This window comes from Pelagerythrobacter sp. Soil_C_18 (assembly GCF_057657235.1).
Window position 1 is genome coordinate 886,282 of record NZ_JBDGIU010000001.1, and the last position, 12,105, is coordinate 898,386.

At 64.3% G+C, this 12,105-nt stretch carries 9 protein-coding genes; 5 read left to right on the plus strand and 4 right to left on the minus strand.

Going from position 1 to position 12,105, the window contains the following annotated elements; translation table 11 throughout:
* Positions 1 to 6: 6 nt before the first annotated feature.
* From AC3A5N_RS04130 to AC3A5N_RS04140, 3 genes are all read right to left on the minus strand, one after another.
* A complete protein-coding gene (locus tag AC3A5N_RS04130) occupies positions 7 to 3,276 on the minus strand; it encodes a TonB-dependent receptor domain-containing protein (RefSeq protein ID WP_487736034.1) in 3,270 nt (1,089 codons plus the stop codon).
* A gap of 167 nt (positions 3,277 to 3,443) precedes the next feature.
* A complete protein-coding gene (locus AC3A5N_RS04135; protein ID WP_487736035.1) occupies positions 3,444 to 4,439 on the minus strand; it encodes a FecR family protein in 996 nt (331 codons plus the stop codon).
* Positions 4,387 to 4,986 carry an RNA polymerase sigma factor gene (locus AC3A5N_RS04140; RefSeq protein ID WP_487736036.1) on the minus strand — a complete coding sequence of 200 codons (600 nt, stop codon included), beginning with the start codon at positions 4,984 to 4,986 and terminating at the stop codon, positions 4,387 to 4,389. Before AC3A5N_RS04140 ends, AC3A5N_RS04135 begins: the two co-directional genes overlap by 53 nt.
* Before the next feature lie 367 nt (positions 4,987 to 5,353).
* Here AC3A5N_RS04140 and AC3A5N_RS04145 point away from each other — a divergent pair, with 367 nt between their 5' ends.
* From AC3A5N_RS04145 to AC3A5N_RS04160, 4 genes are read left to right on the plus strand one after another with little or no spacing between them, the layout of a single operon-like run.
* Entirely contained in the window at positions 5,354 to 6,382 is a 1,029-nt protein-coding gene (locus tag AC3A5N_RS04145; protein ID WP_487736037.1) for a YncE family protein, read from the plus strand.
* The gene (locus AC3A5N_RS04150) at positions 6,379 to 7,368 is read left to right on the plus strand and encodes a right-handed parallel beta-helix repeat-containing protein (protein ID WP_487736038.1); all 990 of its coding nucleotides are present in this window, start codon (positions 6,379 to 6,381) and stop codon (positions 7,366 to 7,368) included. Before AC3A5N_RS04145 ends, AC3A5N_RS04150 begins: the two co-directional genes overlap by 4 nt.
* Positions 7,365 to 7,715, plus strand: coding sequence for a hypothetical protein (locus AC3A5N_RS04155; protein ID WP_487736039.1), 351 nt, complete (start codon positions 7,365 to 7,367; stop codon positions 7,713 to 7,715). The genes AC3A5N_RS04150 and AC3A5N_RS04155 overlap by 4 nt, the downstream gene beginning before the upstream one ends.
* A 58-nt stretch (positions 7,716 to 7,773) precedes the next feature.
* Positions 7,774 to 9,165 carry a P1 family peptidase gene (locus AC3A5N_RS04160; RefSeq protein WP_487736315.1) on the plus strand — a complete coding sequence of 464 codons (1,392 nt, stop codon included), beginning with the start codon at positions 7,774 to 7,776 and terminating at the stop codon, positions 9,163 to 9,165.
* A gap of 33 nt (positions 9,166 to 9,198) precedes the next feature.
* Here the strand turns inward: AC3A5N_RS04160 and AC3A5N_RS04165 are convergent, their stop codons facing one another.
* Positions 9,199 to 9,708 carry a GNAT family N-acetyltransferase gene (locus AC3A5N_RS04165; protein WP_487736040.1) on the minus strand — a complete coding sequence of 170 codons (510 nt, stop codon included), beginning with the start codon at positions 9,706 to 9,708 and terminating at the stop codon, positions 9,199 to 9,201.
* A 179-nt stretch (positions 9,709 to 9,887) separates the two neighbouring features.
* Here AC3A5N_RS04165 and AC3A5N_RS04170 point away from each other — a divergent pair, with 179 nt between their 5' ends.
* On the plus strand, positions 9,888 to 12,014 hold the full coding sequence (locus AC3A5N_RS04170; RefSeq protein ID WP_487736041.1) for a TonB-dependent receptor: 2,127 nt from the start codon (positions 9,888 to 9,890) through the stop codon (positions 12,012 to 12,014).
* Positions 12,015 to 12,105 lie beyond the last annotated feature (91 nt).

Genomic DNA, 12,105 nt, shown 5'->3' on the forward strand with positions numbered 1-12,105 from the left:
GTGTGGCTAGAAACGCGCCCTGACGCCGATCGTCCCGGACGTGCCGTTGTTGACGTAGATCGCGCTATGGTCGCCCAGCGCGCCGCTCTCCGCCAGACTGCCGGGCACCATCACGTTGAGTGGCCTCGTCAGCAGGTTCCGGACCGAGAAGAACGCCTCGAACGTCCGGCTGATCTGATACGCCCCGGAAAGGCTCACATCGAGGCGCTCCGCGAACCATGACGGCGTGGTGCTTCGGTACTTGTCGCCCGTCCAGATGCCGTTGACGTAGAGCCGCACCGGCCCCTTCTTATAGGAGAATGAGAGCGTGCCGACTTTGTCCGCGACCCGGACGATCGGCTCCTCCGGCTTGTTGTACATGAACGATCCGCGCACGGAGAGGCCGTCCAGCGGCGACGGCAGCCATGTCATCGCGTGGTTGAACTCGATCTCCACGCCGCGGATGTTGACCGCGTCGCCGCTCACCGTGTCGGTCGTGATGAAGGTGTAATCTTCGTAGAGAGGATTGGTATTCCCGAACTCCTCGGCGGTCAGTTCCTGCTCCTGGAACAGACCCTTGACCTTGTTCTGATAGAAATTGACGGCGATCATGCCGACCGGCTCGAAGTATTGGGCGACGCGAACGGAAAAATTGTCCGAGATGGCGGGCTCGAGATTGGGGTTGGGGGCCCTGACGATCATGTCCTCTTCGTTGACCCGCCAAACGCCCGCGAGAACCGCCACTTCGGGCCGTGTGATCGTGCGGCTGTAGCCCAGATGGACTTCGGTATTGTCCGCCGGAAGATATTTGAGGGAGGCGCTGGGAAAGAACTGGTCGTAATTGCCCTTGCGATCGATCATCGGCCGCGTGAGATACTGATATTGCAGCCCTTCGATCGTTGTCGCCCGATCCGTCGAACCCGAGACGACATAGCCTGCGGCTTCGACCTCGGCCGGCGTAAGCGGGTCGAATTCGCGCGCCATGGTGTCCGTCCTTTCCCATCGGACGCCTGCGCGGACTTTCAGGTTCGGAGCGACATCGGCCGTGCCCATGACGTAAGCCGCGGTCGTCTTCTCCTCGAAGTGCCGCTTGTTGGCGACGTTGGCGTTGTACCACTGCGTCGCCGTTTGCGTGTGCTGCCAGTGCCCCGGATTGTCGAGGAACATCTGCCCGAGCTTGTAGGGGCTCGGCATGTAGAACAAATCCGAGCCTGAAATAGTCGCGATCGTGGCGCCGGTGTCGCCATAGGAAAGCTGGTTCGAGCTCTGCACCGCGCGGAGCAGTTCCTCGTTGCTCAGCGGCCCCACGTATTCGTAGAGATTGTTGTCGCTCGTATTGTCGAAGTCGTAGACCGCATTCCGGATCTTGAAACCGGTCTTGAAGACCACCGGCACCGAACCGAGGTCGGTCATCCAAGCCAGGTTCGCGGCGCCGCCCAGGTACTTTACAGAGGCGAAGCTCCCATTGCCGCTGCGGATGGTCGGCGTGCCCGACAGGTTGAACGACGCCGGATCACGCCAGTCCGGACCGCTGACCTGGCGAATGTCCCAATCCTGGTGGACGAGATTGTCGCGCCGCATCGAGAAATTGCCTTGCGACCGTATGTCGGTCGTGAACCCCGCGACAGCACCCTTCCTGAGCGGATCGTATTCGCTGGTGGATTTGGAGTACGAGAAATTGCCGTCGATCGTGAGCGTGTCGGTCTGATACTCGAAGCTCGGCGTCAGGTTCTGGCCCTCGTTGATCTTGTAGGTCGAGGTATTGCTGATCTCGTAGGAATAGGCGTCCGCGGGATGCAGCGTGGTGAAGTCGAGGGTCGGATCCCCGTCCACTCCCAGCGAGCGAGCGCCGGTGGTGAATCGCGGTATAGATGAATCCTGCCAGACGGTGCTGCGGTTGTAGGACGACTTCAGCGACAGGATGAGATTGTCGGTCGCCTTGAAGTCGAGGTTGAGAGCAGCAGCGAAGCGCGAGGTCTGGCGCGGCGCCATCTGCAATTGCTGGACCGTGATGGCGAGGGGCTCGGGGCTGACGTCGGTCGGGTTGTAGTTGCGGCTCGACGTGAGCTGCTCGCGCTCGATATAGGTGTTGGTCTGGCTCACACTCGCGACCACGCCGAGCCGCCTGTCGAAGAAGACGTCGGAATATTCGATCAGGCCGTTGGGCAGGAACTTCTTCCCGTCGTGCCCGCCTTCGCCGGGGCCGGCATCGCTCTTGCCGTCCCACATGTTTGCATGCGTGGCGCCGCTCACCTGAACCTGGATCCGCCGCCCGCGGCGATCAAACGCGCGCTTGGTGCGGATGTTGATCGTGCCGGCCGGCGAGTTGGCGTCAACGTCGGCGCTGGTTGTCTTGGAGATCTCGATCGAGTCGATCCCCGCCAGCGACAGACCCTCGAAGCTGGCCGCGCGCGAGGTATCGGCCCCGTTGTTCGCGTCCGCGGAAGCAAGGCCGACGCCGTCCAGCGTAACCCCGGTCATGGACGCCGGCAGACCGCGAAGCTGAACGTTGACGGCAGAGCCCGTCGTGCCATCCGTGTCCACGCCGGTCATGTACTTGATGAACTCGGCCGGGTTGCCGTCGGCGATGTCGCCGTAGGATTCGACCGACAGGTTGTTCTTGATGTCCATCGACTGGCGCTGATCCATGATGGCGCGCGCATCGCCTTCCAGGACGCCGGCGGCGGTGACGACGATCTCCTGACCGGCGCCGGTCTGCTCCCGCGTGGAATGCGTCAGCTCGACATCGTGTCGCAGGGCCTGACCGGAACGTACTTCGATGGTGGAAATCAGATCGCGATAGCCGGTGTAGCTGACCGTGACCTCGACCTGCCCCGCCGGGATGCCGGAAATGCGGTACTCACCACGCTCGGTGGAGGTGGTCGTCCGCCTGTGCCCATCGGCCGCCACGACGCGAATGATTGCATTGCGGAGATACTCGCCGGTCGCGGGATCGAGCACTTGCCCCTCGATCACACCCTGGCCAAGCGTCTGCGCCTGCGCCGACGAGGTATCCATTCGGCGGGCGCTCGAAGGCGGAATCGATGGATCCTGCGTTCGCGACGCGGCGCGCAGGATCACGACGCCGCCCTCGTACGACGCCACTTCCAGCCCGCTGCCGTCAAGCAGCCTTCTCAGCGCTGCCTGCGGATTCATGGCGCCTGCGATGCGGCGAGACTTGAGATGCTCAAAGCCGGTCGCCGGTGCCACGATCTGCAATCCGGTCTGGCGCCCGAACGCCGAGATCGCGGCGGGCAGGCTCTGCGCCGGAATGTCGAACGTCACGGCTTGGGCCATTGCCGGCGACGAAGCTGCCACTGCCGCGACGGCAACGCCGCAGCTCAAAACGGACCTCAAGTACATTATCGCGCCCCTGAATTATTGTTTGAGCGATTGCGGTTCGGAGGCTGGATGATGGGGGGCGCTGTTTCCGCCATTGCGGCGAGGAAAAATCTTTCAGCGAGTCAGCGGCTGTCGAGGCGCATGCCCTCCGCGGTGGGAGTCGCCTGAATTCCGAGGCTGAGTGCGGCCGCTCTTGCGAAGCCCAGCGGATCGCTGGTCGAATAGACGCCCGTCACCTTCATCGCACCGACGGCCTGATCGGCGATCATGATCCGGCGGTCGGAGTAGCGCGCATATTCGGCCGCCGCCTGGGCCAATGTCATGCCGTGGAGATCGATGATCCCGCGACGCCAGCCGACCGAACGTTCGAGAGCCGCGTGCGACACATGTTCGGTCCGAACGTCACCACCCGGGAACACCCGAAGGCGCTCGCCGCGCCTCAACCGATACGGGTGAAGCCCGCTCCCTGCGTCGACCTCTACATGGCCCTCGAGAACCGCGACTTCCACTGAGCCGTCATCGAAGCGCCGCATCGAGAAGCTGGTGCCCAGCACGCGAACCCGCACGTCGCCGGCATGGACCACGAAGGGGCGGTTCGGGTCCCGTGAGACGTCGAACAGTGCCTCTCCTCTCACCAGATCCACCTGGCGGAGCCGTTCCTCGAGACGGGGTTCTATGTGGCTGTCGGTATTAAGCGTGATGGCCGAGCCTTCGGTCAGGGCGATGCGGCGCGTGTCTCCCTTGGCCGTCACCACGGCCGTGCCGGTGGAGAACATTCCGACCCCCACTGCCGCGGCAATCGATGCTGCCACAGCCGCGCCGCCTGCGAACAGGAAGTGCCTGCGGTGGAGTGCCGGCGACGGCGGGCGTACTTCCTCGAAATCTTCGGGCGAGAAGCCGGGCCCTAGGGCCGCAGCCCGGTCGAAATGGGCGTTGACCGCCAGCGCGCGTGCATAGGCACCCAGCCGGCGGGTGTCGGCGCCCAGCCATTTCTCCAGCGCGGCCTGCTCGTCGAAGGATAGCTTGCCCCGATCGACCCGGGCGGCCCAGGATGCTGCAGCGCTTTCAATTTCCGAGGCGGATTCCGGATGCTTCAGGTGTGGCGCGTTCGTCTTCACATGCTTTTGATGCCGCGATGCGGGAATTTCCGCCATAGGCGATTGCACTTGCCAGAAGACGCACCGCCTTCCCCATGTGCTTTTCTACCGTGCTTTCCGAAATGCCCATACGGTGGGCGACCTCTCGCTGGGAAAGCTCGTGAACCTTGCGAAGCGTAAAAACCTCGCGGCATTTGGGCGGCAGCGTCGCTATGAAAGTGGCGATGCGTTCCAGTTCCTGCCTGCCGGCGGCGATTGCATCTGGTCCGGGGGCATCGCAAGGAACCTCGAGACTCTCCACGTCCGTCAGCGTGCTGAACGAAACGATCTGCGATCGGCGCAACGCCATCAGCACGACGGACTTTGCCACTTCGAACAGATAGGTTCGCGGATTGCGAATGTGGCCGACGCAGCCGAGCCCCACCATGATGGCATACGATTCCTGGACGACGTCATCGACGTCGAGACCCACGAGGGGACGACGCGAAAGCCAAGTACGCAGCTCACCTTCGTGCGGCAGAATCCAGCGCGCAAGCCACTGCGTACGTTCGTGGGAGGGCACAGTCATGCGGCGCGCCTAAGAGCGGCATGTTACACCTCAAGTGCAGATGCATGACAGCAATCCTCACGAAGCCTGCGGAAGCTCTACGAGAGAGGCGCCTGACTTCCTTTCCGGTCTGCTCGAGCAACTTGTACTGGCGGGTGCAGCAATGCCCTGACCGAAGGCAACGACGATCTGCCTACCGCGCCGTGAATGACAACTCCGGGTTCGAAGCTGTCGGATCGCCTTGATCGAGCGACCCTCGCATCCGCTTTGCCGCACACGGCATTGGTAGAGGTGCGGCAGAAGCACCGCTTGCGGCGCATTTGTCCTCTCGCATGAAGCGGACTCCCCTGTTCGATTGGCGCACTTGGTTCGGACGGAGGGAAGCCAAATGAGCAGAGCGGTTCTGGTCGCGGGTCTTGCACTATCGCTCGCGAGTTGCGGGGGCGATCCGGCAGAGACCTCCCGGGAAGCTGCAGGCGATCAGCCGGGGCTGGCGATCCTCGCCGAATACGGCGGGCCGGACGGAGGTTACGATTACCTCTCCGTCGATAGCGATGCCCGCCGCCTGTTCGCGGCGCGCGAGTTCGGCGTCATGACCGTCGATCTCGATACCGGGAAGGTGACCGACCGGCTGATCGAAGCCAACGACGTCTCCGCCGTCCTGCCGATCGTCGGCACGAACGAGATGCTCAGCACCGTCTACGGCGATAACCAGGCCGTGCTGTTCGATCGCAGCACGGGCGACGAGATCGCGCGGATCGCCGTCGGCGAGAAGCCGGATGCGGCGGCCTACGATCCCGACAGCGGACTGGCCTTCGTCATGAATGCAGGCGGCAACAGCATCTCGCTCATCGACGTCGCCGATCGCGCGCCCGTCGGCACGATTGCCGTGGGCGGCAAGCCCGAGGCCGGCGTGATCGACGGCAAGGGCCATCTGTTCGTCAATATCGAGGATACGGCCGAGATCGCGGTGATCGACATCGCCGCTCGGAAGGTCGCCCGCCGCCTGGCACTCCCCGGCTGCGTGGAGCCGACCGGCATCGCCTACGACGCGCTTAGCGGCATCCTGATTTCCGCCTGTCACAACGGGGTTGCCAAGCTGATCGACGCCGGTTCGGGCGCGGACAAGGGAACCGTGCAGGTCGGGCAGAATGCCGACGGCGCCATCTTCGATCCGAACACACGCCTGGCTTACGTACCGGCCAAGGAAGGCACCCTGACGCTCTTCCGGCTCGCCGAAACCGGCGCCGCTGGCGCGCCCACCAGCGTCCCGACGCGCTACGGCGCGCGCACCGCGGTGCTCGATCCGGCGACGGGCCGGGTCTACCTCTCGACGGCGGACTTCACCCGGGGCACCGGGGACGAAGACGTCGCCACACCCGGTACCTTCCGCATTCTGGAGCTCGGCACCAAATGAAGCACGCCCTCCCCCTTCTCCTCGCCGGCGGCCTGATCGTCGGCACGCCCGCTTCCGCAGAGACGATCCTGGTGTGTCCTGAGGGATCACGGTCGGAAGGTTGCGCCTTCACCGGGAACGACGCTGTCCAGGAGGCGGTCGATCGCGCCGCGGATGGTGACGTGATCCGGCTCGCGCCGGGCCGCTACGTCCCCTCCTCGTACCGTGATGTACCCTTCGAGGACATTGTGGCGCGCGGCTACGTCGTCATACGCGAGAAACGGCTCACGATCGAAGGGAGCGACGGGACCGTTCTCGACGGGAAGGAAGGCATTCCGGCGATCGCCTTCGTTCTCGAGAATGCCGACGTCACCATTCGCAACCTGGAGATAAACGACTTCCGCTGGGGCGAGGAGGAAGACGATATCTACGACGGACACGGCATCTTAGCGATCGACAGCCGCGTGCAAGCCTCGGACATCGTCATGCGCGGCATCGTCAAGATGGCGCTCACGGGACGCGGACGGACGCTCATCGACGCATCTGCGCTCCGGCTGCTCGACGGTCATCTCGGGATCTGGCTCGAAGAGGCTGCGCATGCTCACGTACGCGACAGCGTCATCGCCGGTGGGGATTCGGCGGGTATCGGGACCTACGATGACAGCACGCTCCATCTGTTCAACTCGGTGGTGGCCAACAATACCGACGACGGCGTCTATGCGGCGGACAGCTCCACGATCCTGGTCGTTCGCTCGGTCATCACCGGAAATGCGCCCTACGGGATCAATGCCGAGGCGAAGGGCCGCGTGACGGTGCGTGAGAGCGCCATGCACGCCAATGCCGCGCCCGCAAACGCTGCGCTCGGGCCAGACCAATTCGTGATCGGCGAGGACGTCCTGCAGGTCGACCCGATTCTGGACGCGCAGTGGCTTCCTCAGCCAGGATCGCCGCTGCTGGCTCCGGACGGATCGGGGCAACCGATCGGCCTCACGGGTGAGCGGCCGTGATCCGGGCATGCGCTTCGCTCGGTCTGCTGGGCCTGCTGCTGGCGACGCCGGCTCAGGCGGAGCAATATTGGACCAGCACACGCATCACCCAGATCGGGGCCGTCGCGGAGGATCTCGATTACCCGCACTATAGCGACGTGATCTACATCGGTGTCGCGGATCGCGAGTGGCTTCCAGAGACCTGCCGCAAGATGCCGGGCCTGCTTGCGCGGGCCGGCGATACGGCCCTCCTCCTGCTGGCCAAGGCAGCATTCGAACACGGCCGCCCCGTCGTCATCAAGGCGGACGATGAGGGCAAGATCGGCGAATATTGCCGGTTCTTTCAGATCACCGACGAAGCGCCGTGAGCGCCGAGTTCCGCAAGATCGCGCCCGCAGAGACAGATCGAAAAGAGAGAGATACGTGATGATCTTCAGGACGCCCGCACTGGCTTTGGGGCTTCTCGCTGCCGCGATGGCGGCTCCCGGGACCGCGCAGGATCAAAGCACACCAGGCGTTCAGGACGAGCTGGTGATGACGCTCAACGACGGGGTCGACGATCCCGATGCGCTGAAGTTCGACTGGCCGATGCTCTCCATCGGTACCGGGCAGTACGAAGCCGGTCCCACCGGCGTCACCGTCATCCGTTTCGGCCGCAAGGTGCACGGCGCGGTGGACGTGCGCGGCGGCGGACCGGGCACGGTCAACGCGCCCTATCTGGATCTCGGCTACGTCCAGCCCGAACTCGACGCCGTCGTCCTCGCCGGCGGATCCTGGTACGGGCTCGAGGCGGTCACCGCCGTCAATACCGCGATGAAGGACGACGGCTATCGCGGCGGCCACTGGAACAATGTGGGTCTCGCCGTCGGCTCTATCATCTACGATTTCGGCGGACGCCGGTTGAACGAGATCTATCCGGACAAGCGCCTGGCGCAGGCAGCCTATCGCGCGGCCAGGCCTGGAATCTTTCCCGTCGGGCCTTACGGCGCCGGGCGCTCGGCCATGACGGGCGGCCTGTTCGGGTGCAATGCGAGGTCCGGCCAGGGCGCCGCGTTCCGCCAGATCGGCGACGTGAAGATCGCCGTCTTCACAGTCGTCAATGCGCTGGGCGTTGTCACAGATCGCGACGGCAAGGTGGTAGCCTGCCACGCAGGCGCTGGCTGGCCGCAGGATCTGGCTGCGCATGAGCTGCTCAACGCCTCCCCCGCAAGCCTCGGACCTGACTGGAACGGCGAGCGTGCCGCCGAGCCGGAGCGCAAGAACACCACCATCAGCCTCGTCGTCACCAACCGGTCAATGTCGAGCGCCGAGCTCAAGCGCCTTGCCGTTCAGGTGCACACCTCCATGGCCCGGGGCATTCAGCCGTTTGCGACCGAGCTCGACGGCGACGTACTTTACGCCGTCTCGACGGGAGAAGTGGAGGCGGGGCCCGGCGATGGCCTCGTCACGGCGGAGATCGGCGCCGTCGCATCGGAGCTCATGTGGGATGCCATTTTGAGCAGCGTCCCCGAACAACCCTCCGCCCCGCCTCCGCTGCAATCCCGGGGCAACGCTTCCGATCTGCAGGGCTTCGTCGGCACCTACCGCTTCAGCCCGGTCGCATCGCTGGAAGTGACGACCGAAGGCGGCCGTCTCTTCGGCCGGGCTACCGGCGAGCGCGACATCTTCGCCATTCGCAAGGACGAATCGGTGGAGCTCCTGCCGTCGGGATCGAACCTGTTCGTGATCCCGGGTCGCTATCCCTTCAGCATTCGCTTCGAAGGCAATAAGGCCATCGTCAATGCCGGACGCTGGCAGCAGATCGGCACGCGTCCCTGACCGCCAGCCGACCCGCGGCGGAACGGGGCCGGCTCAGATAGCGCGCTCCATGTAGTGTGCCGTGCCGCCGTAGCTGGCCAGCGAGCGCTCGACTTGCGCATCGCGAACCACGTCGAAGCCCTGCGTCCGCCAGAACTCGGCGGAGTTTCCCACTGCCACGAGGGAGAGGGTTGCCAATCCGCGCGCCCTTGCGGTCGTGACGGCCGAGGTCACTGCCTCGATGGCCAGACCCTTTCCTCGCGCCTGCGGCGCCAGTGCGAGATCGTGGATGTAGTAAGTATCCGCTGGCTGGGGGAGCTCTCCCAACGGCGTATCGAGTGCAGGCGGTGCCTTCCGCACCCAGGGATGCGAAATAAGGTATCCCATAGCCTCGTCACGATCCACGAGCAGGCGGCACCCGTCGGGGAACAGCGCCAGCCGCTCCGCGAACACGTGCTCCTCTTCCGGGTAATCCAGATGGACGCACGCCGCGATCCGGACCACCTCGGGCAGGTCCTCCGACGTCATGGTTCGCCATCGCACTTGCTGAAGTTCGCCGCTCATATCTTCCGTCTAGCGACCCGGCGCATTCATCGCGCCGAGCCTTTCCCGCTTCTAACATACGGTGCGAGATCGCCCACGTGGTGCAAACGAGGCACCACCCTATGCTATTTTAGCATCTGCAACACGCTGGCCCCTGTCATATCCTCGCAAAAAATCACGCAATGCGAGTGGGGGAAGTTATGAGTGGAAAATACGGGTTCATCTGCACGGCGTCGGTCCTGGCGCTCGCGCAAGCAGCCCCCGCGTTCGCCCAGTCGGAGGACAATCCGGACGCGCTGAACGAGATCATCGTCACGGCGCAGAAGCGCGAGCAAACCCTTATCGAGGTGCCGATGGCCGTCTCGGTGGTCGGAGGCGAGGAGCTCAGCGACCGCGGGATCGAGGACGTCCAGGATCTTTCTTTCGCCGTGCCGGGCCTAACCATGCGCGAGGATGGGCCCGGCAGCTACACGATCTTCCTACGCGGCCTTGCCAACCAGTCGGGATCGGGTGCGCTCGTTACCCAATATCTCGATGAAGCGCCGCTGTCCCTGAGCGGCTACGACCAACTCAGCCCCATCGCCCTCGACCTCGCGCGCGTGGAAGTCCTTAAGGGGCCGCAGGGCACCCTCTACGGGCAAGGCTCGGCCGGCGGCACCATCCGCTACATCACCAACGATCCCGACCCGACACAAGTCGAGGGCCGCGCCGAGGGCAAGGTCTACTCTGTTGCGCAGGGCGAGATGGGCGGCGGGGTCACCGGCGTGATCAACCTGCCGCTGATCCGCGACGAACTCGCGCTTCGCGTCGCCGGCAAATACGAGTCCGGCGGCGGCTGGATCGACCAGCCGGAAGCGGGGATCAAGGACGGCAACGGCACCGAACTCTTCAATCTCCGCGCCAAGCTTCGCTGGTCGCCGAGCGACGCGTTCGAAGCGACGGGCATGGTGCAGATCCACCGGGCGGACACCCGTCTCGGCCTCGGCTTCGAGGAGCCCGACCGCACCGTCGACATCGGCCCCGACCGCAGCAAGGTGATGATCCCGAAGGAATTCGACTTCACCCTCTACAATCTCGAGCTGCGCTACGACCTGGGCTTCGCGGAACTCGTCAGCGCGACCACTTATGTGGAGCACGACCACCAGTACCCGTTCACCTACATTCCCCGCCCCGGCAACTACTCCTACGGGATCGTGGAAGGGAACGACGACCGCTGGATCGATGCGGACCAGTTCAGCCAGGAACTGCGGCTTTCCTCCGGCGAGGGGCCCTTCCAGTGGACCCTCGGCGCCTTCTACACCAAGGGCGACCGGACCATGCGCGCCGATTATGAGTACGCCTATGCGGCCGAGGGCGACCTCTATTCGGGCGGCGGCGTCCTCATCGATGATCTGTACTATCTCAACGCCTCAAGCTCCGAGACGATTTCCGTCTTCGCCGATGGCGGCTACGATATTACCGATCGGCTGACCATCGGCGCCGGCATCCGCTATTTCCGGGACGAGCAGACCAGCCTCATCACGTACGTGCCCGATACCGGCACCACGCTGGAGGCGACCTTCGACTCCATCGATCCGCGGGTCTACCTGAGCTATCGCTACGCGGACCAAGCGAACTTCTATGCCAGCTTCGCCAAGGGGTTCCGCAGCGGCGGGTTCAACTCCGAGCCGTTCGATCCCTACGATCCGGAAAAGATCTACACCTACGAGATCGGCACCAAGGGTGCGGCTCTCGACGGGCGGCTCCAGTTCGAGCTGGCGGCGTTCTACACCGAATACAAGGACATGATCCGCCGCCGTTTAACCGAGGTGAACGGCGCGTTCCTCGGCGAATCGAGCAATATCGGCAAGGTCGAGGTCAAGGGGCTCGAGCTCGGGCTGGCGACGCGGCCGGTCACCGGCCTCACGCTGTCGGCGACGGGCGCCTACATCGACAGCGAGATCGTCGAAACCGATGCGGCCGACCAGGTCAACATTCCGGGCGATCCGACCGACTATACGCCGGAGCTGAGCTTCACGCTGGGCGCCAATTACGACTTCGAGTGGGCGGCTTCGGTCCCCGGCTTCGTCCGCATCGACTACAACTACCGCGATGCCGTGACCTACATCGACCGGTCGAGCTTCCTGCCGAGCGCCCTGCCCCAGAGGTCCGACAGCATCGGCCTGCTCAACGCCCGCTTCGGAGGGACGGTGCACGGGTTCGACGTGGAGCTGTTCGCGGAGAACATCACCAACGAGAACAAGGCGATCGACCCCTACCAGGGATGGGCCAACTCCAACCGCACCCGCCCGCGGGTGATCGGGATCGAGGTCGGCTACTCCTTCTAATTCCCTCCGCCGAACTCATCGTGGGCCGGAATCTCAGGGGTTCCGGCCCCTTTTTTGTCCGCAGATTGGGTCGGCGGCGGAATTCCTGAAG

What these genes read in the sequence shown, in the direction of transcription:
- AC3A5N_RS04145 (WP_487736037.1), top strand. Translation starts at nt 5,354, where the DNA reads ATGAGCAGAGCGGTTCTGGTCGCGGGTCTTGCACTATCGCTCGCGAGT.
- AC3A5N_RS04170 (WP_487736041.1), top strand. Translation starts at nt 9,888, where the DNA reads ATGAGTGGAAAATACGGGTTCATCTGCACGGCGTCGGTCCTGGCGCTC.
- AC3A5N_RS04140 (WP_487736036.1), bottom strand. Translation starts at nt 4,986, where the DNA reads ATGACTGTGCCCTCCCACGAACGTACGCAGTGGCTTGCGCGCTGGATT.
- AC3A5N_RS04165 (WP_487736040.1), bottom strand. Translation starts at nt 9,708, where the DNA reads ATGAGCGGCGAACTTCAGCAAGTGCGATGGCGAACCATGACGTCGGAG.
- AC3A5N_RS04160 (WP_487736315.1), top strand. Translation starts at nt 7,774, where the DNA reads ATGATCTTCAGGACGCCCGCACTGGCTTTGGGGCTTCTCGCTGCCGCG.
- AC3A5N_RS04150 (WP_487736038.1), top strand. Translation starts at nt 6,379, where the DNA reads ATGAAGCACGCCCTCCCCCTTCTCCTCGCCGGCGGCCTGATCGTCGGC.
- AC3A5N_RS04130 (WP_487736034.1), bottom strand. Translation starts at nt 3,276, where the DNA reads ATGGCCCAAGCCGTGACGTTCGACATTCCGGCGCAGAGCCTGCCCGCC.